This window comes from Gillisia xinjiangensis (assembly GCF_046298265.1).
Taxonomy (GTDB): domain Bacteria; phylum Bacteroidota; class Bacteroidia; order Flavobacteriales; family Flavobacteriaceae; genus Gillisia; species Gillisia xinjiangensis.
Genome location: NZ_JBKAHK010000001.1, coordinates 37,287 through 60,797, shown reverse-complemented (window position 1 = coordinate 60,797; position 23,511 = coordinate 37,287). Strand labels below are relative to the sequence as shown.

Here is a 23,511-nt window from a genome sequence, read left to right as displayed (position 1 = left end):
CAAGAAATAAAAGGGAAATGAAAAAAGGGATCTACGGGATATTAAAAGCGAATTTTCTTATAAGCAATGATGCTTTTAAGAATTGGCGGTTTATAGTTTTCTGCACCTTTTTGGCTATTGTGATGATCGCCTTTTCTCATAGCGCAGAGCGTAAAGTGCATTCAATTGCCAAATTAAATAATGAAGTGCGGGAGTTGCGAAGTGAGTTTGTGGAAAAAAGATCGGAATTGATGAAACTCAAGATGGAATCCACCCTTACCGCTAAAATGTCGAACAGGGGAGTGAAGCCTTCTGAAACGCCCCCATACAAGATAAAAATCAAAATAACTGAAGACTAACTGTGGCAACAACCGAAAAGCACATATTAAACCGTTTGTATTTTGTAGCAGGAATCCTGTTTGTGTTTGCAGTTGCTATAGCCATTCAGTTGCTCAACATTCAGTTTGTGGAAGGTGATAAATACAATCAGCTTGCAGAAGAACGAACCTTCAGAAATTTCACCATTCCTGCCAACAGGGGGAATCTTTATGATGTGAACGGGAATCTAATGGCGACCTCTATCCCTAAGTATGATATCCGTTTTGATGCGGTTACTGTTTCCGATAAAAATTTTGAAGAAAATATAGGTGCACTATCAAAAAGTTTGGCAGCAATGTTGGGTAAAACTCAATCCCATTGGTCGCAAACCCTGCGCACTGCAAGGGTGAACAAACACCGCTACCTTTTTATTGCAAAAGGTTTGGGCTATTCAGAATATTTGAAAGTGAAGAGTTTTCCAATGTTCAATCTGGGAACTTATAAAGGAGGAATGATTACAGAGCAACGAACAGTTAGGGAGCACCCTCTTGGAGGAATGGCTGCCAGAACCGTTGGTTATGACAGGAAAGATGAACAGGGATATTCCACCCGTGTGGGGCTTGAAGGGGCTTTTAGTCCTTTTTTACAGGGAACAGACGGGCACCGGCTAAAGCAGAAAATTGCCAAAGGCCAGTGGAAACCTATTAGTGATAATAATGAAGTAGAGCCTAAAGATGGGTATGATGTTATTTCTACCATAGATGTTAATATTCAGGATATAGCACATCACGCATTGTTGGCACAGTTGGAAAAATATGAGGCAGATCACGGCACTGTGGTGGTTATGGAAACCAAGACCGGAGAGATTAAAGCTATTTCAAATTTGGGAAGAACCTCCAAGGGTACTTATTTTGAAAAGCTGAATTATGCAGTAGGTGAAACCCACGAGCCTGGTTCCACATTTAAACTGATGGCTTTGGTTGTTGCCCTGGAAGATAAAGTGATAGATACCAGTACTGTGGTAGATACCGAAAATGGGATCATGACCATAAGAAGGAGTAAAGTAAGGGATTCAAAACACGGTGGGTATGGAAAGATTACGGCGGCGAAGGCGTTTGAAGTCTCTTCAAATGTTGGGATCGTAAAGCTTATCTATGAAAATTATAAGGACAATCCTCAAAAATTCATAGATGGTCTTAACAGGATGAATCTTAACCAAAAACTCGGCATTTCTATAAAAGGAGAAGGGACTCCGTATATACCAAGTCCGGGAGATAAAACATGGTCGGCGATTTCCCTTCCCTGGATGGCTTACGGATATGGAAGTATCCAAATCACTCCATTGCAAACCCTCACATTTTATAATGCCATTGCAAATGACGGCGTAATGGTGAAACCAAGATTTATTAAGGAGATCAAGGAATGGGATAAAACCATTGTTCGGAACGACCTGGAAATTATCAATCCTGCAATTTGCTCTAAGGAAACTATCGACAAGGTTCAGGCATTGCTTAAAAATGTGGTTGAACACGGTACTGCAAAAAGTTTGTACTCCCCTAATTTTTCAATGGCAGGTAAAACCGGAACGGCACAAACCGAATACTGGATGGATGACTGGGCTTCGAACAGGCGCTATATCTCTTCTTTTGTAGGATATTTTCCTGCTGAAAATCCGAAGTATACCAGTATCGTAATTATCCATAAGCCCAAGAACAGTATCGGGTATTATGGCGCAGATGTTAGCGGACCTGTTTTTAAAAGAATCGCTCAAAAAATTTATACAGATACGCCGGTAGAGGATGAACTGGAATCGCTGGAAGTAAATCATGCCGATATTTCTGAAGATTTTGAGAAATATTTTGCAGCCTCCAGGGAAGAAAAAAAACTTATGCCAAATGTTGTGGGAATGCCGGTTATGGATGCAATTTCCTTGCTGGAAAACCTTGGCTTACAGGTGGAAATAAAAGGGAACGGGAATGTGAAAAACCAGTCGGTTCCTCCGGGAGAAAAAATTAAGAATAATCAAAAAGTAGCACTTAGTTTAAGTTGAAAGTACTAAAAGACATATTATATAAGGTTTCAATGGAAGCTGTTGTTGGACAAACTTCAGTTCAAATTCATGCGGTCCAGTTTGATTCCCGAAAAGTGGAATTCAACGATGTTTTTGTGGCCGTGAGAGGAACTCTTTCAGATGGGCATGAATACATTTCAAAGGCGGTTAATCAGGGAGCTTTGGCTATTATTTGTGAAGTGATGCCTAAGAATATTGTAAATGGCGTTACCTATGTTCAGGTTGAAAATTCTCAAAAAGCACTGGCTTTTATGGCTGCCAATTATTATGACAACCCTTCCGAAAATTTAAAACTTATAGGAATAACCGGTACCAATGGAAAAACCACCATCGCTACTTTATTATATCATTTGTTTACTAAAGCAGGCTATAAAGTAGGATTGCTTTCCACAGTTGATATTAAAATAGCGGAAACCACGTATCCTGCAACGCATACCACCCCCGATTCCCTGAGCATAAATTCTTATTTAAAGAAAATGAATAACGAGGGCGTTGAATACTGCTTTATGGAGGTTAGTTCTCATGGAATTGCTCAGGAAAGAACCACCGGATTGCAGTTTGCAGGCGGGATCTTTACCAACCTTTCCCATGATCATTTAGACTATCATAAAACCTTTGCGGAATACAGGGATGTGAAAAAATTATTTTTTGATCAGCTTCCGGCTTCTGCTTTTGCATTGGTTAATGCAGATGATAAGAACGGGGAGATAATGCTTCAGAATACAAAAGCCAAAAAATACACCTACGCCCTAAAATCCTATGCAGATTATAATGCGCAGATCCTGGAAAATCAATTTAGCGGTTTATTGCTGAAAGTGAACGGACACGATCTATGGTCAAAACTTATAGGAAATTTTAATGCCTATAACATTTTAGCCATTTATGCCGTCGGGGAACTTTTAGGCTTGGAAACACAGGAAAATCTTCGTCTTATAAGTGAATTAAATTCGGTAAGCGGAAGGTTTCAATATGTGATCTCCAAACAAAAGGTCACTGCAATTGTAGATTACGCGCATACTCCCGATGCTCTTAAGAATGTATTGGAAACAATAAATTCCATCCGAACAAAAAACGAGGAATTGATAACGGTTGTAGGTTGCGGCGGAGACAGGGACAAGACAAAAAGGCCCATTATGGGACATATAGCTTCAGAGTTAAGCACCCGGGTAATTTTTACCAGTGACAATCCGCGAACAGAAGATCCTGAAAAAATCCTGGAAGAAGTGGAAGCAGGGGTTGAACCTCAGAACTTCAAAAAAACAATGACTGTTGTTAACAGAGGGCAGGCCATTAAAACAGCCTGTCAACTGGCCAAACCAAATGATATTATTCTCATCGCCGGAAAGGGACATGAAACCTACCAGGAGATACATGGAGTGCGAAATGATTTTGACGATTTAAAAATAGTAACCGGCTTTTTAAGCCAGCTTGAAAAATAAATAAGATCCGGTAAAATGGATTATTGATAGAAGATATGTTATACTATTTATTTGATTTTTTAGATAAGAATTATAACCTCCCCGGGGCTGGTTTGTTTGAATTTATTTCTTTCAGATCTGCTATGGCTATCATTTTGTCGCTTGCAATATCTACTATTTTTGGAAAAAAGATCATTAATTATCTGTTGAAGAAACAAGTAGGGGAAAGCGTTAGAGATCTTGGATTGAAGGGGCAAAGTGAAAAGGCCGGAACGCCAACGATGGGTGGTATTATTATAATTATTTCAACCCTAATCCCGGTATTGCTTTTCGCAAAACTGGAGAATATTTATGTAATCCTGCTTATAATTACCACACTTTGGATGGGAACGATAGGATTTATAGACGATTACATTAAAACATTTAAAAAAGATAAAGAGGGACTTAAAGGGGTATTTAAGGTAATAGGTCAAATAGGCTTAGGGCTTATTGTGGGAGGTACTATGTATTTTCATCCGGGTATTACGGTAAAGGAGGAAACCAATATTCCTGCTTTCACAAATCAAATGGTTATAGAAGATGAAGCGGTTTCAACAGGAAAAGAGCAAAAGAGTACAGCCACTACCATTCCGTTTGTGAAAAATAACGAGTTTGATTATGCCAGCCTGATTACCTGGATAGACCCTGCTCTTAAAAATTATGCCTGGCTTATTTTTATTCCTATCGTGATCTTTATTGTGACTGCCGTTTCAAACGGTGCAAACCTTACCGATGGAATCGATGGCCTGGCCGCCGGCTCTTCTGCGATTATTGCTCTAACCCTGGGAATTTTCGCATGGGTTTCGGGAAACATCATATTTTCAGACTATCTGAATATAATGTATATCCCGCGTTCCGGGGAAATGACAATTTTTATAACCGCTTTTGCAGGTTCACTGGTAGGTTTTCTTTGGTATAACACCTATCCGGCCCAGGTTTTTATGGGGGATACCGGTAGTTTGACAATTGGCGGAATTATCGCTGTATTGGCTATTGCTACCAGAAAGGAATTACTAATCCCAATTCTCTGCGGAATTTTTCTGGTAGAAAACCTTTCTGTAGTACTGCAGGTAATGTGGTTTAAAATAACTAAACGAAAATACGGGGAAGGAAGACGCATATTTCTTATGGCTCCGGTGCATCATCATTATCAGAAGCAGGGATATCATGAAAGCAAGATCGTAGTTCGATTCTGGATTGTTGGGATTTTCCTTGCAATTGTAACGGTGGTGACTTTGAAGCTGAGGTAGGGGTAGATTTGAGATTTGAGAAAATAGAGTAAAGAGAATAGAGAATAGACTTTTTTTTGGTGAAAATTGAGATTGGAATCAAGTGCCAAGAGCCAAGAGCCAAGAAAAAAAGACAAAAAAATATTCGTGTATTCTTGGCTAAAAAAGCATACTGGAAATAAAGAGGATAGAATAAAGAATATCCAAAACATAAAACATAAAATGAATCACAAACAAAAAATAGCAATTCTTGGAGCCGGCGAAAGCGGGGCGGGAACGGCTATTTTGGCTTCAAAAGAAGGTTTTGAGGTGTTTGTGTCGGATTTTGGAAAAATTAAGGAAAAATACAAAGCTGTCCTTGATGAGTTAAAAGTGGAGTGGGAAGAAGGAGGACATACGGAGTCTAAACTTCTGGATGCGGATATCGTTATGAAAAGCCCCGGAATTCCGGATGCTGCACCCATAGTAAAAAATCTGGTCTCAAAGGGTATTCCGGTGGTTTCAGAAATTGAATTTGCCTCGAAATATACCGATGCAAAGATCATTGCCATTACAGGAAGCAACGGGAAAACCACCACCACTAAATGGATACACCACATCTTGAAAAATGCCGGGATCTCTGCGGGAATCGCCGGGAATGTAGGAGATAGTTTTGCCAAACAGGTGGCCGAAGAGAACTTTGACTTTTATGTGCTGGAATTAAGCAGTTTTCAGCTGGACGGGACCGTGGATTTTAAACCACATATCGCTGTTTTAACCAATATCACCCCGGATCATCTGGACAGGTATAATTACAACCTTGATGAATATGTAGCATCAAAATTCAGAATAACAAAAAATCAGACTGAAGAGGATTTTTTTATTTACGATGCAGACGATACAATAATTTCAGAATGGATGAAGACCCATTCAGTAAGAGCTCAAAAATTGCCTTTTTCACTTCAGAAGAAACTGGAAAAAGGAGCTTATTTAGAAGATAATAATATTAAAATAAATACCCTAAACACCCAATTTATTATGCCAACATCATCAATAGCACTTGAAGGGAAACACAACACCAAAAATGCGATGGCTGCTTCTACAGTAGCAAATTTATTAAGGATTCGTAAAGAAACTATCCGTGCCAGCATGGAAGGTTTTCAGGCTGTGGAACACAGGTTGGAAAAAGTGCTTAAAATCAACAATGTGCTTTATATAAATGATTCTAAGGCAACCAATATCAATGCAACCTATTACGCGTTGGAGAGCATGGAATCTGAAACTATTTGGATCGTGGGTGGTGTTGACAAAGGAAATAATTATGCTGAATTATTGCCACTGGTAAATGAAAAGGTGAAAGCAATTATTTGTCTTGGAGTAGATAATTCCAGGATTTTTGAAGCCTTTGGGAATTGTGTTGATATTATGGTTGAAACGCAGTCCATGGAAGAGGCAATCAAAATAGCATATAAAATAGGCGAAAAGGGAAATGTGGTATTATTATCCCCGGCTTGTGCGAGTTTTGATCTTTTTGAGAATTACGAGGACCGCGGTCGACAGTTTAAAGATGCAGTAAGAAATTTATAGTCAGTATAATATAAAAAACAGTTTAAAGGATACGAATGAACAACATCTTTGCAAATATAAAAGGAGATAAAGTTATTTGGGCTACCACCGCATTGTTGGCGATATTTTCATTTCTGCCGGTGTATAGTTCAAGTAGTAATATTGCCTATTTATATGGAGATGGAAGCACCTTCAATTACCTGGTAGTTCATTTTTTCCATTTATTGCTGGGGTTCTGCCTGTTATTCGCCGTACATAAAATCCCTTATCATTATTTTAAGGGCTTGTCTATTTTGCTGCTTCCGGTAGTAGTTGTTTTGCTTATTTATACCATTGCCCAGGGAACCACTATAGAAGGTTCCAATGCCAGCCGCTGGATACAGATTCCGGTGGTGGGTGTCACTTTTCAGTCGTCAACTCTGGCATCGGTAGTGCTAATGACCTATGTGGCAAGGTATTTAACAAGGATAAAAGATAAAACAGTCACTTTCACCGAAACCCTGCTGCCTTTGTGGATGCCGGTTTTTGTGGTGCTGGCATTGATCTTACCGGCAAATTTTTCCACAACCGCCATCATTTTTACAATGGTGATCGCTTTGGTGTTTTTAGGAGGCTATCCCTTGAAATACATAGGAGTTATCGTGGGAGCCGGGTTGCTGTTGCTTAGCATTTTTGTGCTGACAGCCAAAGCATTCCCCGGATTGCTGCCAAACAGGGTAGATACCTGGACCAGCAGAATCGAAAATTTTTCCAATGATGAAGACACAGAGGCCGATTATCAAATAGAGAAAGCCAAGATCGCAATTGCGCGGGGAGGTATCGCCGGAGCGGGAATTGGAAAAAGTATTCAGCGCAACTTCCTGCCTCAGTCGTCTTCAGATTTTATTTTCGCAATTATCGTGGAAGAAATGGGGTTGATTGGCGGCTTTGGAGTGATGTCTGCATACTTATTGTTGTTATTCAGAATTGTGATTGTGGCGACAAAGGCCAATAGTGTCTTCGGAAAATTGCTGGTGATGGGGGTAGGGTTACCAATTGTTTTTCAGGCGATGGTAAATATGGCGGTGGCTGTAGAATTATTTCCGGTTACCGGACAAACTTTGCCAATGGTAAGCAGCGGTGGAACTTCTATTTGGATGACCTGCCTTGCCCTTGGAATTGTGTTGAGTGTAAGCTCAAAAAGAGAAGAGCAAAAACTTTCAGAAGAAAAAGAAAAAGAAGAGGAAAATCCACTGGATATTTTAAGTGAAGCGATATGAAGGGGCATTTGAAAATAATAATTTCAGGAGGCGGGACAGGTGGCCATATCTATCCTGCCATCGCTATTGCCGACGAGCTCGTGCGAAGGTTTCCACGTGCGGAAATTCTCTTTGTGGGAGCAAAAGGCCGAATGGAAATGGAAAAAGTTCCACAGGCGGGTTATAGGATCGAAGGATTATGGATCACAGGAATTGAACGGAAGTTAAGCATGAAAAATCTGAGTTTTCCATTAAAGCTGGCAAGCAGCCTATGGAAATCCAATGAAATACTTAAGAATTTTAATCCCGATGTTGTGATAGGAACTGGTGGATTTGCAAGTGGTCCTTTACTGAAAGTTGCAAATTCCAAAAATATTCCTACACTTATTCAGGAGCAAAATTCTCTACCGGGCATCACAAACAGGTTGTTGGGAAAACACGCAACTGTTATTTGCACTGCTTACGACAATTTGGAGCGGTTTTTTCCTGCCGGAAAGATCAAAAAAACAGGAAATCCGGTACGGCAGGATATTCTTGGAATTTCTGAAAAAAGGAATGTAGCACAAAGCTTTTTTAAGCTGAAGGAAAATAAGAAAACAATACTGGTGTTAGGCGGAAGTCTTGGAGCCAGAAGGGTGAACCAATTAATAGAGGCTTTTCAACCTTTATTTAAAGAGAAGAATGTGCAGTTAATATGGCAAACCGGTTCTCTTTATTACGAGGAATATAAAAAATTTGAAAATGATCTGGTTCAAACTCATGCTTTTTTAAACAGAATGGATTTGGCCTATGCCGCGACAGATGTTATTATTTCCAGAGCCGGGGCCGGCAGTGTTTCAGAACTTTGCATAGTTGGGAAACCTGTGCTTTTTATTCCATCGCCGAATGTAGCTGAAGATCATCAAACAAAAAATGCGATGGCCGTTGCGCATAAAAAAGCCGCGGTGGTTTTAAAGGAAGAGGAACTTGTTGAAAAATTTAAAGACACCATCCTTTCCTTGTTGGAATCGGAAAACCTGCAGCAGGAATTGTCAGAAAATATAAAAAAACTGGCTTTGCCAAATGCAACTTCAGCAATTGTAGATGAAGTTGAAAAATTGATAAAACAATAAATTATAAAAATTTGCAAGATTTAAACCACATACAAAACCTTTATTTTATCGGCATCGGCGGAATAGGAATGAGTGCCCTGGCGCGATATTTCAATGCCAATGGCAGGAATGTGGCCGGATACGATAAAGCTCCGTCTCCCCTTACCAGAAGTCTGGAAGCGGAAGGGGTTAAGGTGAACTATGTGGATGAAGTAAAAGAAATTCCGAAGGAATTTATGGCCAAGGAAAGTACGCTTATTGTTTATACTCCGGCCATTCCTAAAGATCACAAACAGAATCGGTATTTTCTTGAAAATAGCTTTGAGATACAAAAACGGGCAGTTGTACTTGGGATGATCACCAAAGGGATTTTTACTCTTGCGGTGGCCGGAACTCATGGAAAAACTACAACTACTGCTATTTTAGGTCATTTGCTGAAGGAAACCGGTGCTAAGGTAACCGCCTTTCTGGGAGGTATAAGTGAAGATATTCAAAGCAATCTCATTCTGAATGGAAATGAGGTCATGGTGGTTGAGGCTGATGAATTTGACCGCTCTTTTTTGAATTTATCGCCAAATATAGCCGCGATAACATCCATGGATGCAGATCATTTGGATATTTACGGCACTGCAGAAGAATTGACCAAATCCTTTAAGGATTTTGCTGCATTGGTTCAGGAAAATGGCACCTTATTCCTGCAAAGCGAATTGGAACTTCCGGGCATTACGCTTGGTATCAATGATGATTCAGATTATACCGCTATCAATATAAAAATAAAGGACGGAGCCTATCATTTCGATTTAAAAACTCCAACGTCTATACTAAGAGATTTACAATGCAATCTACCCGGCAAACATAATTTGCAGAATGCTATAACAGCCCTTGCGATGGCTATTCACTATGGTTCCCCAACCGGTGAACTCGCTGGGGCTTTATATAGTTTCAAAGGGGTAAAACGGCGGTTTTCCTACCGAATCAAAACAGATAAGTTGGTTTTAATCGATGATTATGCACACCATCCCACCGAGATTTCCGCAGTACACCAGGCCGTTAGGGAAATGCATCCGGGGAAAAAAGTTATGACAATTTTTCAGCCACATCTGTATAGCCGTACACGGGATTTTGCCGATGATTTTGCTGAAAGTCTCAGTAAATTCAATAAAATCAGGTTGCTGGACATTTATCCTGCCAGGGAAATTCCTGTTGAAGGAATCACTTCAGAATGGTTATTGGGTAAAATAAAAAATCAAGACAAGAAACTGGTTAACAGGGATCAGCTTTCCGAAGAAATAAAAAATGCCGGTTGCGAGATCGTTGTGATGATGGGTGCAGGGGATATTGGAGAAATGGTGCTGGAAGTGGAAAAAATGCTGAAGGATGAAAATTAAGTATAACTACATAAAGGCAATAATCGTAATAGGGCTTGTTGTGTTCCTATTTGGGTTTGCGGAAAAGCGAAATGAAATTAGGGAATTGTCCCATTTGGAGGTTCAATTTACCCAAACCGAGAACCTGTATCTTACTGAGGAGGCGGTTAATAAATTGTTAATACAAAATGAATTAGCTGTTGAAAATGTAGGTAAAGAAACTTTAGATTTGAATAGAGTAGAAGCCATATTGAATAATCACGCGATGATTGAAAATGCCGAGGTGTATATAACCCTGAATGGGACTTTAAAAACAAGGATCAGTCAGCGGCGACCAATTGGCAGAGTTCTCGGTAAACCAGCCTTTTACATAGACAGGCTTGGTGAGAAAATGCCGCTTTCACCAAACTATTCAGCGAGGGTTCCCGTATTAAAGGGGGTTTCTGAAAGCGATTTTAATGAGGTGTATCCATTGATAAAATATATAAGTTCCGATGAGTTTTTGACGGAAAACGTCACCGCAATTAGCAGGTTGGCTGGCGGTATTTATCAATTGGAGGTTAGAAAAATGGATTTTGACCTCTTTTTTGGAAAAATTGAACGGATAGAAAATAAATTCAACAATTTTAAAGCTTTTTATAAAAAAGCACATAAAGACGAAATATTAAGTACTTACAAAATGGTGGATCTACAATTTGGAAATCAGGTTGTTTGCACTAAAAAATAAGGTATGGAAGAGAACGACATTGCAGTAGGGCTGGATATAGGAACCACAAAGATAGTGGCCATGATTGGTCGTAAGAACGAATATGGAAAGGTAGAGATCATTGGGATTGGAAAATCCAAAAGTATGGGAGTGCACCGCGGGGTGGTGAACAACATTACCCAAACAATACAATCTATACAACTCGCAATACAGGAAGCAGAATCTGATTCTGGTTTAAAAATAAAAGATGTTGTAGTTGGGATAGCGGGGCAGCATATACGGAGCTTGCAGCACAGCGATTATATCACCAGGCCAAATCCGGATGAGGTGATAGATGCAGATGATATTCACACCCTTTGCAACCAGGTTCATAAACTGGTTATGCTTCCGGGAGAGGAAATTATACACGTGTTGCCACAGGAATTTAAAGTGGATGGACAGGCAGAAATAAAGGAACCCATAGGAATGTATGGCGGGAGACTGGAAGCCAATTTTCACGTTGTAGTTGGGCAGGTTTCCTCGATAAGGAATATTGGCCGTTGTGTAAAAAGTGCAGGTTTGGAACTTTCTGCAGTGACCCTGGAGCCTTTAGCTTCAGCAAATGCGGTTTTAAGTCAGGAAGAAAAGGAAGCCGGTGTAGCCCTGATCGATATAGGAGGCGGAACAACAGATCTTGCCATTTTTAAAGATGGGATCATTCGCCATACAGCGGTAATTCCCTTTGGGGGAAATGTGATCACAGAAGATATCAAGGAAGGATGTTCCATCATTGAAAAGCAGGCAGAATTGCTGAAAATAAAATTCGGATCGGCCTGGCCTGGGGAAAATAAGGAAAATGAGATCGTTTCTATTCCTGGATTAAGAGGAAGAGAGCCTAAGGAGATCACCCTTAAAAACCTTTCAAAGGTGATTCATGCACGCGTGGTGGAGATCATAGAGCAGGTGTTTCTCGAGATCAAGAATTACGGACACGAAGAGCAAAAGAAAAAGTTGATAGCCGGAATGGTGATCACCGGTGGGGGTGCACAGCTGAAGCATTTAAAGCAACTGGCAGAATATATTACGGGAATGGATACCAGGATAGGATATCCAAACGAGCATTTAGCCGGGAACAGTGATACAGAAACCACGAGCCCGCTATATGCGACAGCCGTAGGTTTGGTGCTGAACAGCCTGGAACATAAAAAGTCACAGTTTCAGGAACAGGTGAAATTTAAAGAGCCTGACAAATCATCGGAAATTGATCCTCAAATGGAGGAGATGGAGGAAGGAGATCAAAACAGTGACGAGAAAAAACAGAAGCCCTTTAGAAAGAGCATTTTTGATAAATGGGCAGAGAAGTTTAAAGATTTTTTAGACAATGCAGAATAAGAGAGCAAGAAATATAGAACCAGTAAATCAGGATTTATGAGCAGTACAGAATTCGAAAACATCGCATTCGATTTACCGAAAAACCAATCGAACGTAATTAAGGTCATTGGCGTAGGCGGTGGCGGAAGCAACGCAATTAACCACATGTTCCAGCAAGGAATTAAAGGGGTAGATTTCGTTATTTGCAACACCGATGCCCAGGCCTTGGACAACAGTATGGTTCCTAACAAAATTCAGCTGGGTGTAAGCCTTACTGAAGGATTAGGAGCAGGAGCCAACCCCGATGTTGGGGAGCAGGCAGCAATTGAAAGTTTTGACGAGATCAAACGAATGCTGGATACCAATACCAAAATGGTATTTATTACGGCCGGAATGGGAGGTGGTACCGGAACTGGAGCTGCACCAATCATTGCCAAACAGGCAAGGGAAATGGATATTCTCACGGTAGGGATTGTTACCATTCCTTTTCAGTTTGAGGGTAAAATGAGGAATGAGCAGGCGCAAATTGGGGTTGAAAAACTTCGGGCGCAGGTAGATTCCCTTATTGTGATCAACAACAATAAACTTAGGGAAGTCTACGGGAACCTCGGTTTTAAGGCAGGTTTTTCCAAGGCCGATGAGGTTTTGGCAACCGCTTCGCGCGGAATTGCGGAGGTTATAACGCATCACTATACGCAAAACATCGATTTACGGGATGCTAAAACCGTATTGAGCAATAGCGGAACCGCCATTATGGGATCTGCAACCGCTTCAGGTGCCAGCCGTGCGAGCGATGCTATTTCCAAAGCACTGGATTCCCCTTTATTGAACGATAATAAGATCCAAGGCGCCAAGAACGTATTACTGCTAATCGTTTCAGGAGGAGAAGAGATCACAATTGACGAAATAGGTGAAATCAACGACCATATTCAGCAGGAAGCCGGTCATAGTGCAAACATCATTATGGGGGTTGGGGAAGACGAAAGTTTGGAAGATTCTATCGCGGTAACTATTATCGCTACGGGATTTAATGTGGAGACACAGAATGAGATAGTAAATACCGAAACCAAAAAGATCATCCATACCCTGGAAGATGAGCAACGGGCAGAGCATAATTTTGGTCAAAAATACAATCCCAATGCAGGTTCTTCAAAAGAAATAAAACAACCGGCTCCAAAAGCTAAAATAGTCCATTCGCTGGAGGAAGAGGATGAAAATGAGGTACAGGCTGTAAAAGAGGATTTAAGCACTCCTCCCAGCGCCCGCAATATGGACGTGGTCTACGAGGATGTGAAATACGGAGCAGAAGATGATTTTCTAATTACAGATACTTCGGAAGGAGTACAGGATAAGGAAGCTTCGACTTCTGAAGAAAATTCCGAAGAAAGCGAAGATCAATTTATGTTCACTTTTGATTTTCCGATAAGTAAAAAAGAGGAAATGAAAACCCCGTCACAGGATCAGCAGAAGAATCAGAAACCGGTTCAGAAAATTCAGCAGCCACAGAGTAAAAAAGTGGTTCATGATTTAAATGATACTGCAAGGGAGATGGAAGTCAATGAGCCTATTGAAATTATTCCAGTTACCGAAAATTCTTCTACTGGCATTAAGCGATATAGTTTAGATGATTACATGGAAGTGGAGCAAATGCTTAAAAAATCCAAACCTGCACCGAAGAAAGCTGAAGAAGAAGAGGATATTGTTTTTGAAAAGAAAACCCTTGCGCCTGAAACTCAAGGGGAACCTTCAAAAGAGCAGGGTGGAGACCCATTTGACAACCCAATTTCTGAAAGCTTAATAGAAAGAGCAGCAGAAAGAAGGAAAAAAATGAAAGATTTCAATTATAAATTTAGAAGCAATGCAGCGCAACTGGATGAAATTGAAAAACAACCAGCCTATAAACGAGCCGGAATAGAATTGGAAAACTCCAGGCATGGAGACGAAAAACTGTCCAGAACTACTTTGGGCAATGGAGATAACGACGAATTAAAATTTAGAAGCAATAATTCATTTCTTCACGATAATGTAGATTAAATTTATTTTCTACCCCCCTGGTTCCCTTTTGGTATAAAACCTGAAATTCTTTGAAGGATTTCGGGTTTTATTTTTATCTTCGCAGTCCTTATTAATAGAAGACTTATGAGTTTACAGGAGCGAGTAATGACCGAGATGAAATCTGCTATGCGTGCGAAAGATACCTTAAAGCTGGAGGCATTACGTGCTATTAAAAGCGAGCTTTTACTGGCTCAAACAAAAAGTGCTTCCAAGGAAGGTTTGGCAGAGGAAGAAGAGTTAAAATTGCTGCAGAAACTGGTAAAACAGCGAAGAGACAGCGCCGTTATTTATAAAGAACAGGGAAGAGAAGATCTTGCTCAACCGGAAATTGACCAGGCCGCTGTAATAAGTTTGTTCCTGCCGGAACAACTTAGTGAAGCTGAAGTTGAAGCAAAAGTTGAAGATATTATTGCAAGAACTGGTGCAGAGGGGATGAAGGATATGGGTAAAGTAATGGGCATCGCTTCCACAGAACTTACAGGTAAGGCAGATGGGAAGACGATTTCGATGATAGTAAAGAAGAAGTTGAGTTAGGTTTGTTTAGAATAGAGAATATAGAAAATAGAATAGAGAGAAGAGAATATTGAATATTGAATTTTTTGGCCCCGTGGCGCAACTGAATAGCGCATCAGATTTCGGCTCTGAGGGTTGGGGGTTTGAATCCCTCCGGGGTCACCAAAGCTATTACCAAATAGCATCAAAACCGCGCAAATCTTAGGATTAGCGCGGTTTTTTAGGTTTTTGGATATTCCTTTTATTTTATGTAAATTTAATTAAAATGTAACCTAAAAGGATACCTGATTTTTAAAATGTAACCTGAGGTTACATTTATGGGTAATTTGATATTTGAATTTGTATTGTTGATTTGACTTCATCTAACTATTAATTTAAAGATGACAGCAATGCGAACTACGAACACATTTTCAGTACATTTTTGGGTAAAGCCAAAAAATGAAAAAATTAACGACGGTCTTATTTATGCAAGAATTACGGTCAACCAAAAAAGGGTTCTTGTTAGTTTAAAACGGGAAATTTCCCTTGAATTATGGGATTTCCAAAGAAGAAGAGCCAAGGGCAGCACTGCTAAGGCAAAACAATTAAATCTACATCTGGATTCTGCACAATCCCGACTTTTTCAATGTTATCAGGAATTAACTTCAAAGGGTAAGAAAGTTACTGCCCAGTTAATTAAGGCTAACTACTTGGGAGAAGATGAGAATTCTAAATCTCTTCAAAACCTTATTGAATACCATTCCAAGAAGATAGCAAGCACGCACGCTGCGGGTTCTATCAGAAATTATGGAATCACAGAAAATTATATCTTTAAATTCCTTAATAAGGAACGTGAAACTCCGGATTTATATCTTAAAGAACTGGATTATAAGTTTCTATGTGATTTCGAGAATTTTCTTAATTCGTATTATCCAAAAGGCCATCCGAAGGCGATGAAACATAATACCGTTATGAAGCATATTCAGCGGTTGCGAAAAATGGTTACGCTGGCTTACCATATGGAATGGTTGGATAAAGATCCTTTCATCAGGTGGAAAAACACTTTTGAGAAAAGAGAAAGAGAGTTTTTATCTCCCAACGAACTATCCAATTTGTAGGTTCTGTACGATTTCATTAATTCGGTTTTTGTAGAGTCGTCACTGTTACCTTTTTTGATGCTATTTGTAATCCGAAATTTAGAATTAGGGAAGACTTATAATAAGGGAACGCAGGGACCGGCTTTATGCAGTCTGGACTAACTAATAAATTTTGTTATTTCGCCTTATAAAAAGGTAATTGCTTTGAGGGCCGGAAGTAATTCAATTATGAAAATGAGAAGAGTAGGGAGGGACGGGAAGGTGAATTTACTCGGAATATGAAATTCCATTTAAAGCGGACTTGAGGAAAAGGGAGGCAGGCAGGGTTTATAATTTATAAACTTTGGCAAGGTTCACCTCGTTGTCATACTCGGCAGTGATCAGGGAAACGCCTTTAACTTCTTTTATCGTGTACGTAATTCCCCTTGCATGATCCTTCCACTTCATATCATCGGTTTGTACAAGATCTCTGTTAAATGAGGTGATGTTATAATTTGTCTCTGATTTTGGTTCTACGATCTTAAATTTATAGCAAACCTCAGATCCGTCACTAAAGGTTTTAAGGTAAAGAACCCAACCCTGGTTATACGTGCCGCTTGCTTCTGTGTTGACGGGTATTTTGTAAAAAAGGTACTTCTCACCCTGCCTGGAAATGCCTGAAGAAAACGGCTCCCCATAGGTTTCAATAATTTCTACCTGAGTTTGCAGGATCTGGGCATTGATGTCGTTGGTAAAAATGAAGAATAATAATCCTGTTGCCAGCAAAAGATTAAAGTGCGTTTTCATACCAGTAAGATTTAACGGGTTAGTAAAAATGCGTTCTTTAAATATACAAAATAAATTTTATTTTGCTCCTTAGGAGCTACAGCTAAGCATGGAACAACCGGCTTTTTTGGTAGCCCAATCCGGGCGTTTTTTCAGAAATTCATCAAATTTATTTGAATAAGGATCCTTCAGCGCAGTTCGCAGTTTTTCAAATAATTCGTTCTTTCCCTGCTCCAGTTCTTCAATGGCCTGATGCAGTAAATAATTCCGAAGAATAAACCTGGGATTGGTTTTCCGCATCAACTCCTTCGTCTCTGAAACACTTATTTTATTTGTTTTCCGCCTTACAGAATAGGTTTTTAGCAATGCCAGAAGTGTGGTTTTCATTTCAGCTTGCGGTTCCGTATAAAAGCATTCCCCAAAATGCTGCATTAGCTGTTCTACTTCGGAAAGGTCTTCCGGAGTATCCATAAGCAGCTGATAGAAGATTGTCATATCTGGTTTAATTTTAGCCAGAATTTCTTCAAGATCAGAGATCAGCATTTTGTCCTCTTTTTTTACTTCATCCAGGCCGAGTTTGTTACCCATCATTTTATAATACTTATTCCAAAAGATATCTTCATAAGTATTAAGGGCTTCTTCCAGTTCGGCGGAATCTTCAAAAAGAGGATTGAGGGCCGTTGCAAGTCGGCGGAGGTTCCAAAGTCCAACGGAGGGTTGGTTTCCAAAAGCATATCTCCTGCCGGGAAGATCGGTGGTGTTTGGCGTGAATCCCGGATCATAATCGTCTAAAAAGGAGAATGGTCCATAATCTATAGTTTGTCCCAGGATGGACATATTATCGGTATTCATAACCCCATGTACAAAACCAACCCGGTGCCATTCCACAATTAACTGCGCGGTTCGTTCAATCACTTCTTTAAACCAGGGGATTATTTTCTGCGTTCCGGTGATATGTGGATAATATCTTTCAATGGTCCAGTGAACAAGTTTTTGAAGGTTTTCTATTTCCTTTCTTGCAGCCAGGATCTCAAAATTTCCAAATCTCAAAAAGCTTTCTGAAACCCTCATTACAACTGCACCCTGTTCATATGCCGCATTCCCATCGTAAAACATATCCCTAAGGATTTTATCCCCCGTGGTAACAAGGCTTAACGCACGGGTAGTGGGAACTCCCAGGTGGTGCATTGCTTCGCTTATCAAATATTCCCTTACCGAAGATCTCAGGACAGCCCTGCCATCTGCACTTCGCGAATAGGCTGTTGGTCCCGCTCCTTTAAGCTGGAGTTCATAAGGCTTTCCATTATGTTCCCATTCTCCAAGAGTTATAGCCCGGCCATCTCCCAATTGTCCTGCCCAGTTTCCAAATTGATGCCCGGCATAACAGGCGGCGTATGGATGCATACGGGCCGTGACCTTATTTCCTGCAAGAATTTTGATATCTTCATCTTCAGGATAGGAAATTTCGAGTTCTTCAGCCAGGGTTTCTGTCCAGGCCAATAATTCCGGTTTTGAAACAGGAGTAGGAATCGCCTTGCTGTAAAGTGCGCCGGGAGTTTGACGTGGAGAAAGATCTCCGCTTTCATCGCCTGGAAAAGCAGAAGTGAATTCATTTTTATAGTGGTAATCCTTTAAGCTTTGCATGGCGGTTAAATTTTATGGATTTGCTGAATAAATACAGGAAAAAATCCAGCCTTATAAAGATATTCATCAATCCTTCTTACTGAAAGAAATCCTGCTTTTTTTGTCTTTATTTAATCCGGGTTATTGGTTTATGCTTTCCAAAGGTTAAGACGAAAAAATAGCAGAAGGATTACTTCGGAAACATAAAATCCTGAATTTGCAGAATGGTGATCTCGGGATTTGCACCACTGCTTCCGGCAACAAGTGCTCCCATAGCACAGGCAAAATCCAGTGCGGTTTGAGGTTCTTCTTTCTGAAGTAATTTTGTGATTAATGAGGCCAGAAAGGAATCGCCGGCACCAACAGTGTCTTTTACTTTAATTTTATATCCACTGTTATAATACCATTTTTCATTGTGAAAAAGCACAGCTCCGTGATTTCCTTTGGTGACGCAAATTGTATCCGGGTGGAAAGTTTCAGCTATAAACTTTATATTTTGCTCCAGGGAATTGAATTTAGAACCCATCATTTCTGAAATTTCAAATAATTCATCATCATTGAATTTGATGAAATTTGCTGATTTCAGGAGCTGTTCGAGCACCTCTTTTTTATAATGTGGCGGACGGAGGTTGATGTCGAAAACCCGGTAGGTTGCAGTTCTCAGTAATTCGAATAAGGTATTTCTGCTGATTTCATCCCTGCAAACCAGGCTTCCAAAGATAAATACATCCGTTTCCCTGGTGAGGTCCATCATTATTTTTGAAGCTTCTATTTTGTCCCAGGCTGCCGGATGTTTGATCTCGTAGGATGCAGATCCTTTTTCATTTAAAATTACCTGAACTTCTCCCGTGGGATAGTTGGAAGTGACTGAAACAGCATCAACAATTATCCCTGAATTTTTTAAATAATCCCGGATTTCTTCTCCGTTTTTATCCTTTCCAATCTGACTTATAACAGCGGTTTCGATCCCTAAAGAATTCATCCTTAAGGCGACATTCAAAGGAGCGCCTCCAATTTTTTTATGATCTGGAAATACATCCCATAAAACTTCTCCAAAGCAAACGGCATTAATTTTTCCCATCTGTATCGCTATTTTCAAAATTAAACTGGTTTATTTCTATATTTTTCAGTTCAAAATCTCCTTCAGATTTTACAGAAAATGAGGTGTAAGGTTTCTTAGGAAAAAAAATCTCCGTCATTAAGGTTGCTCCATCATCATAAAACAATTCAATGGAAGTCCTGTCCAGGATCATCAATACCGATAAAGTTTCCGAAGTAGAAGTGCGCGGTGCATAGGAAACAGTTCCTGCAAATTCATCATTGAAATCTGTGATTCCCGACTCTTCCCTGTTTATGTAAAATTGTTTTTCAGAATGATTATAACCGAATTTTAAATTATCTCCTTCTGAATTGCTTAAGCTGAATTCATAGTTCGTTTGCTTAAGATTGGGAATTTTAAGTTTCAGTTCGGCCCTGCTAAGGTCTTTTTCTGCTTCAGAAGCAATTTCCGCTGAACTGCTCACCAAAAGTTTCTCCTTCTGAAATATATTCTCCTTGTAGATATCGAGTTCTTCTGCCGGCATGGAAAATATTCTGTAGGTATCATCAACTTTTTTCAGGCTAAGTTCCCTCGCGATTGTCATCGCGCTTCTCCAGGTTTCAGTAGGGACTTCCTGTGCATATAACCAGTTGGACATCCAGCCCATGAATAATTTCCGCCCATCACTTTCAGGAATATTGGACCAGGTAACCCCGGCATAATTATCTTTTCCATAATCTATCCAGTGATCGTGTTTTTCAGGAAGGTTTTCCATAGAGGGGTCCACCTTAAATTCTTTTCCATCAAAGTCTCCAACAAAATACTGGGTTCCGGAACCACCGTTGTATCCTCCTGGATTGAGACTTTGAATGAGCACCCATTTAATTTCCTCTGAATTCTCCACCTGCATTGGGAAAAAGTCCGGGCATTCCCAAACTCCGTCGTGAGCGCCGGTGCTTTCACCAAATTCTGAAAGCAATTCCCAATCTTTTAAATTTGGCGAACCATAAAAAAGGTTTCTGTCTACAGTGGCCAAAGCCATAAGCCATTGTTGATGTTGTTCGTCCCATATCACTTTAGGATCACGAAAATCCTTGATATCCGGATTGGCTATTACAGGATTGGCTTCATATTTAGTCCAGGTTTTTCCTTCATCCAGGCTGTACGCAATAGCCTGAGACTGGTAATCTATCCTGCCTTCTGCTTCTCCTTTTGGGTCGTGGTAAGTAAATATTGCCACAACCGGCGGGGTAGTGCCATCTCCAAAACCTGAGGTGTTATCAACATCTACTACGGCACTTCCGGAAAAAATATAGCCGAGTTCATCCGGTTCCAGGGCTATAGGCAATTCCTCCCAGGTCACCATATCTTTACTTGTTGCGTGCCCCCAATGCATAGGACCCCAAACATTGCCTTCAGGATAATATTGAAAGAATAAATGGTAGGTGCCGTTTAAGTAGAACATACCGTTAGGATCATTCATCCAGTTTTCCTTAGGCGTAAAATGGAAATTGGGCCGAAAGATCTCATCTCCGGATACTTCATCAATTTCAGTTGCTTCGGATTCCTGCTTTTCATTATTCTTACACGAAGAAATGCTCAACATTCCAATTACTGAAAGGATGATTATTATTTTGATTTTTTTCATTTCTGAAGTTTTTAATCCCTCATTGAGGGTTTTTAATTATTTAAACGATAATTCTTCGCTCAGTTCTTCCAGGGATTTTCCCTTGGTTTCCGGCATTATAAACAGGACGAATAGTAACTGAAGGAACATCATAAAAGTGAAAAAGGCAAAGACATAACCTGCTCCAATCGTGGAAAAAAGATAGGGAATAAGCGCCGGAATAATAGCTGCCAGAACCCAGTGGGTAGAAGCTCCGAAGGATTGTCCTGAAGCTCTTAAATGGTTAGGGAAAATTTCAGATATAAATACCCAAATTACGGCTCCCTGGCCAATGGCGTGGGACGCAATAAACAGGAATAGGAAAATCGGGATCCATAATCCGCCCCAATTAAAGAAAAATGCTGCTGCTACCAGTCCTAAGGAAATAATGTATCCAATAGAGCCAAAGAGCATAAGTTGTTTTCTTCCGAGTCTGTCAATAAGGAAAACCCCCAGTAAGGTGAAGAGTAAGTTTACCACTCCAATTCCAATGCTGCTTAAAAGTGCTGTGCTTACTCCCAAACCAGCCTCCTCAAATATACGCGGAGCATAATAAAGAAATGCGTTAATTCCGGATAACTGATTAAAAAATGCGATTAGGAAGGCCAATAGAAGGGGAAACCTGTATTTGCGAAGAAAAATATTTTCCCCGGATAATTTTACTTCCGACTGTTCCTTTATCTCCGTCATTTTTTGCTTAATATCCTCATCAGGATTGATAATTTTCATCACTTTTTCGGCCTCCTCATACTTTTTCTTAGAGATTAGCCAACGTGGACTTCTGGGCACAAAAAACACAAAAAAGGTATACAAAACGGCGGGAATCGCTTCAACCCCCAACATCCATCTCCAGGGTTCTGCGCCGGTATTTCTAAGAAGATAGTTGGATAAAAAGGCAATCAATATCCCTAAAACGATGTTGAATTGATACAGGGAAACCAAACGTCCGCGGTCTTTTGCAGGAGCAATCTCTGAAACATAGGTTGGTGCGGCAATGGTGGAAACACCTACTCCCACGCCCCCTAAAAATCTAAAAATGGCAAAAGTAACAGGGTCGTTTGCAAAAGCCGATCCCAGGGCAGAAATCACATAAAATATCCCTATCCATATCAGGGTGGTTTTTCTCCCTAAACGGTTTGTTGGGATTCCACCAAGAATGGCTCCTGCCACAGTTCCCCATAAAGCCATGGTCATAACAACGATTCCATGATAGGCATCAGAGGTTCCCCAGAGTTCCTGTAATTGTTTGTCTGCCCCTGAAATTACAACGGTATCAAAACCAAATAAAAAACCGGCCATTGCGGCGGTTATAGACCATACTAAAATTTTGTTCATACGTGTTTTATTTTATGGTTTTATGTAAGTGGAATAAATTCCCTGATGCTTGAATCGAATCTTTGATATACCCGATTCATAAAGAGTGGTTTAGGAAGTTACAGCTGTTCATTAAAAATAAATGACTTTATATCTCCCGACTAAATATCCTGAAATTTAAAATAAATTATGTTAACGAGTTAAACCTTTTATAAAAAAAAACTGATAAACATAGAGTTGCTTTATTTTTATCACCTTGAATTTAACAAATGTTGACCAATTATGACAACCTACTACAATCAGAATGAAATCCTTTTAACAATGAGAACATTGATAAAAGGTTATTTAAAGGAAAGTTTAAGTAATAAAGTGCTTTCAGAGGACTTTATAGACCTAATAAAGCATAATTTCAAGGCGAAATTTGTTTATTATAATCCGAAGAAAAACGTGATTGAAGTAGGAGTGGAAGACCCTAATTCCGATACCTATTCCTATCCCGAAATTAATATTTTTTCATTTCCTGTAACAGGCACAACTTCCTGGTTGGACGAATCTCTTAAAAAGAACAAAAATGATATGAATTTTTACGGGAGACTTCTGAACAGGAATAACCCCTTATTTAAAGATGCAGAAGTTGTAGTCCTATAGTTAGGCAGGGAGTGTAATTTTCCGTGATTTCACTTAGCATAGCTCGTGAGCTTTTTCACAAATAATAGCTTTTTAAGCTATCTTATAGACCATTTTAAGAAGTCATTTAAAACATTTTTAGATGGCTTTTTCTTTTTTTATTCCGTCCTGTATAATCATTTTTTATTCTGCAAGTTTCTCCCGGGAATATTCGTTTCCCAATCCAAAAAATGTTTTTCATCCTTGGAAATATTGATCCCAAAATTTTTTTAAAAAATCGAAATTTGGCCTGTAGGCTGTAATCAAAAAACAAAATCATCTTCGTGGATTTTTTCGAATTCCAGCATTTTTAAAGCAGAAAATTCCATCCGATTCACACTTTTTGTAAGTGTGGGTTGAATGGGATTTATTTGTTTTCAGGGAGATAAGCTATTGGTCGGTAAATACTTACATCATATCGAAAAAAGAAAATTTTCTTTTAA

19 protein-coding genes and 1 tRNA gene are annotated in these 23,511 nt (G+C 39.8%); 15 read left to right on the top strand and 5 right to left on the bottom strand.

Going from position 1 to position 23,511, the window contains the following annotated elements:
- The first annotated feature begins 17 nt into the window (after window positions 1-17).
- The 14 genes from ACKGJN_RS00205 (at window position 18) to ACKGJN_RS00140 (ending at window position 16,016) form a co-directional block, all read left to right on the top strand.
- A complete protein-coding gene (locus ACKGJN_RS00205) occupies window positions 18-338 on the top strand; it encodes an FtsL-like putative cell division protein (RefSeq protein WP_409537408.1) in 321 nt (106 codons plus the stop codon).
- Between the two features lie 2 nt (window positions 339-340).
- Window positions 341-2,347, top strand: coding sequence for a penicillin-binding protein (locus ACKGJN_RS00200; RefSeq protein ID WP_409537407.1), 2,007 nt, complete (start codon window positions 341-343; stop codon window positions 2,345-2,347).
- Entirely contained in the window at window positions 2,344-3,807 is a 1,464-nt protein-coding gene (locus ACKGJN_RS00195) for a UDP-N-acetylmuramoyl-L-alanyl-D-glutamate--2,6-diaminopimelate ligase (protein WP_409537406.1), read from the top strand. The genes ACKGJN_RS00200 and ACKGJN_RS00195 overlap by 4 nt, the downstream gene beginning before the upstream one ends.
- A 35-nt stretch (window positions 3,808-3,842) precedes the next feature.
- Window positions 3,843-5,075 (top strand): phospho-N-acetylmuramoyl-pentapeptide-transferase, encoded by a 1,233-nt coding sequence (gene mraY, locus ACKGJN_RS00190; protein WP_409537562.1) that lies wholly within the window; start codon window positions 3,843-3,845, stop codon window positions 5,073-5,075.
- Window positions 5,076-5,276: 201 nt separating this feature from the next.
- A complete protein-coding gene (gene murD / locus ACKGJN_RS00185; RefSeq protein WP_409537405.1) occupies window positions 5,277-6,620 on the top strand; it encodes a UDP-N-acetylmuramoyl-L-alanine--D-glutamate ligase in 1,344 nt (447 codons plus the stop codon).
- Between the two features lie 35 nt (window positions 6,621-6,655).
- Window positions 6,656-7,858: an FtsW/RodA/SpoVE family cell cycle protein gene (locus tag ACKGJN_RS00180; RefSeq protein WP_409537404.1), complete on the top strand. Its 1,203-nt coding sequence runs from the start codon at window positions 6,656-6,658 to the stop codon at window positions 7,856-7,858.
- Window positions 7,855-8,949, top strand: coding sequence for an undecaprenyldiphospho-muramoylpentapeptide beta-N-acetylglucosaminyltransferase (murG, locus tag ACKGJN_RS00175; RefSeq protein WP_409537403.1), 1,095 nt, complete (start codon window positions 7,855-7,857; stop codon window positions 8,947-8,949). Before ACKGJN_RS00180 ends, murG begins: the two co-directional genes overlap by 4 nt.
- Before the next feature lie 11 nt (window positions 8,950-8,960).
- The gene (gene murC / locus ACKGJN_RS00170) at window positions 8,961-10,316 is read left to right on the top strand and encodes a UDP-N-acetylmuramate--L-alanine ligase (RefSeq protein WP_409537402.1); all 1,356 of its coding nucleotides are present in this window, start codon (window positions 8,961-8,963) and stop codon (window positions 10,314-10,316) included.
- Window positions 10,306-11,022: a cell division protein FtsQ/DivIB gene (locus ACKGJN_RS00165; protein WP_409537401.1), complete on the top strand. Its 717-nt coding sequence runs from the start codon at window positions 10,306-10,308 to the stop codon at window positions 11,020-11,022. Before murC ends, ACKGJN_RS00165 begins: the two co-directional genes overlap by 11 nt.
- A 3-nt stretch (window positions 11,023-11,025) precedes the next feature.
- Window positions 11,026-12,372, top strand: coding sequence for a cell division protein FtsA (ftsA, locus tag ACKGJN_RS00160; protein WP_409537400.1), 1,347 nt, complete (start codon window positions 11,026-11,028; stop codon window positions 12,370-12,372).
- Between the two features lie 36 nt (window positions 12,373-12,408).
- Window positions 12,409-14,385 carry a cell division protein FtsZ gene (gene ftsZ, locus ACKGJN_RS00155; protein WP_409537399.1) on the top strand — a complete coding sequence of 659 codons (1,977 nt, stop codon included), beginning with the start codon at window positions 12,409-12,411 and terminating at the stop codon, window positions 14,383-14,385.
- A 105-nt stretch (window positions 14,386-14,490) separates the two neighbouring features.
- Window positions 14,491-14,940 carry a GatB/YqeY domain-containing protein gene (locus ACKGJN_RS00150; RefSeq protein WP_409537398.1) on the top strand — a complete coding sequence of 150 codons (450 nt, stop codon included), beginning with the start codon at window positions 14,491-14,493 and terminating at the stop codon, window positions 14,938-14,940.
- A 67-nt stretch (window positions 14,941-15,007) separates the two neighbouring features.
- Window positions 15,008-15,084 (top strand) — tRNA-Arg (locus ACKGJN_RS00145).
- A 224-nt stretch (window positions 15,085-15,308) separates the two neighbouring features.
- Window positions 15,309-16,016 carry a phage integrase SAM-like domain and Arm DNA-binding domain-containing protein gene (locus tag ACKGJN_RS00140; RefSeq protein ID WP_409537397.1) on the top strand — a complete coding sequence of 236 codons (708 nt, stop codon included), beginning with the start codon at window positions 15,309-15,311 and terminating at the stop codon, window positions 16,014-16,016.
- Window positions 16,017-16,322: 306 nt separating this feature from the next.
- Here ACKGJN_RS00140 and ACKGJN_RS00135 read toward each other — a convergent pair whose 3' ends face one another.
- The 5 genes from ACKGJN_RS00135 to ACKGJN_RS00115 form a co-directional block, all read right to left on the bottom strand.
- Window positions 16,323-16,781 carry a hypothetical protein gene (locus ACKGJN_RS00135; RefSeq protein WP_409537396.1) on the bottom strand — a complete coding sequence of 153 codons (459 nt, stop codon included), beginning with the start codon at window positions 16,779-16,781 and terminating at the stop codon, window positions 16,323-16,325.
- Between the two features lie 69 nt (window positions 16,782-16,850).
- On the bottom strand, window positions 16,851-18,404 hold the full coding sequence (locus tag ACKGJN_RS00130; protein WP_409537395.1) for a protein adenylyltransferase SelO: 1,554 nt from the start codon (window positions 18,402-18,404) through the stop codon (window positions 16,851-16,853).
- 169 nt (window positions 18,405-18,573) lie between these two features.
- The gene (locus ACKGJN_RS00125) at window positions 18,574-19,464 is read right to left on the bottom strand and encodes a carbohydrate kinase family protein (RefSeq protein WP_409537394.1); all 891 of its coding nucleotides are present in this window, start codon (window positions 19,462-19,464) and stop codon (window positions 18,574-18,576) included.
- The gene (locus ACKGJN_RS00120) at window positions 19,451-21,070 is read right to left on the bottom strand and encodes a glycoside hydrolase family 32 protein (protein ID WP_409537393.1); all 1,620 of its coding nucleotides are present in this window, start codon (window positions 21,068-21,070) and stop codon (window positions 19,451-19,453) included. The genes ACKGJN_RS00125 and ACKGJN_RS00120 overlap by 14 nt, the downstream gene beginning before the upstream one ends.
- Window positions 21,071-21,106: 36 nt before the next feature.
- Window positions 21,107-22,423 (bottom strand): sugar porter family MFS transporter, encoded by a 1,317-nt coding sequence (locus tag ACKGJN_RS00115; RefSeq protein WP_409537392.1) that lies wholly within the window; start codon window positions 22,421-22,423, stop codon window positions 21,107-21,109.
- A gap of 300 nt (window positions 22,424-22,723) precedes the next feature.
- Here ACKGJN_RS00115 and ACKGJN_RS00110 point away from each other — a divergent pair, with 300 nt between their 5' ends.
- Window positions 22,724-23,050, top strand: a complete 327-nt coding sequence (locus ACKGJN_RS00110) for a hypothetical protein (protein ID WP_409537391.1) — start codon at window positions 22,724-22,726, stop codon at window positions 23,048-23,050.
- Window positions 23,051-23,511 lie beyond the last annotated feature (461 nt).

Bases quoted from the DNA above. Each gene is read 5' to 3' on its own strand.
- ACKGJN_RS00110 (WP_409537391.1), top strand. From the start codon at position 22,724: ATGAGAACATTGATAAAAGGTTATTTAAAGGAAAGTTTAAGTAATAAA.
- ACKGJN_RS00115 (WP_409537392.1), bottom strand. From the start codon at position 22,423: ATGAACAAAATTTTAGTATGGTCTATAACCGCCGCAATGGCCGGTTTT.
- ACKGJN_RS00135 (WP_409537396.1), bottom strand. From the start codon at position 16,781: ATGAAAACGCACTTTAATCTTTTGCTGGCAACAGGATTATTATTCTTC.
- ACKGJN_RS00120 (WP_409537393.1), bottom strand. From the start codon at position 21,070: ATGAAAAAAATCAAAATAATAATCATCCTTTCAGTAATTGGAATGTTG.
- ACKGJN_RS00150 (WP_409537398.1), top strand. From the start codon at position 14,491: ATGAGTTTACAGGAGCGAGTAATGACCGAGATGAAATCTGCTATGCGT.
- ACKGJN_RS00125 (WP_409537394.1), bottom strand. From the start codon at position 19,464: ATGGGAAAAATTAATGCCGTTTGCTTTGGAGAAGTTTTATGGGATGTA.
- ACKGJN_RS00165 (WP_409537401.1), top strand. From the start codon at position 10,306: ATGAAAATTAAGTATAACTACATAAAGGCAATAATCGTAATAGGGCTT.
- ftsA (WP_409537400.1), top strand. From the start codon at position 11,026: ATGGAAGAGAACGACATTGCAGTAGGGCTGGATATAGGAACCACAAAG.
- ACKGJN_RS00130 (WP_409537395.1), bottom strand. From the start codon at position 18,404: ATGCAAAGCTTAAAGGATTACCACTATAAAAATGAATTCACTTCTGCT.
- murG (WP_409537403.1), top strand. From the start codon at position 7,855: ATGAAGGGGCATTTGAAAATAATAATTTCAGGAGGCGGGACAGGTGGC.
- murD (WP_409537405.1), top strand. From the start codon at position 5,277: ATGAATCACAAACAAAAAATAGCAATTCTTGGAGCCGGCGAAAGCGGG.
- ACKGJN_RS00140 (WP_409537397.1), top strand. From the start codon at position 15,309: ATGCGAACTACGAACACATTTTCAGTACATTTTTGGGTAAAGCCAAAA.
- ACKGJN_RS00180 (WP_409537404.1), top strand. From the start codon at position 6,656: ATGAACAACATCTTTGCAAATATAAAAGGAGATAAAGTTATTTGGGCT.
- mraY (WP_409537562.1), top strand. From the start codon at position 3,843: ATGTTATACTATTTATTTGATTTTTTAGATAAGAATTATAACCTCCCC.
- ACKGJN_RS00205 (WP_409537408.1), top strand. From the start codon at position 18: ATGAAAAAAGGGATCTACGGGATATTAAAAGCGAATTTTCTTATAAGC.
- ftsZ (WP_409537399.1), top strand. From the start codon at position 12,409: ATGAGCAGTACAGAATTCGAAAACATCGCATTCGATTTACCGAAAAAC.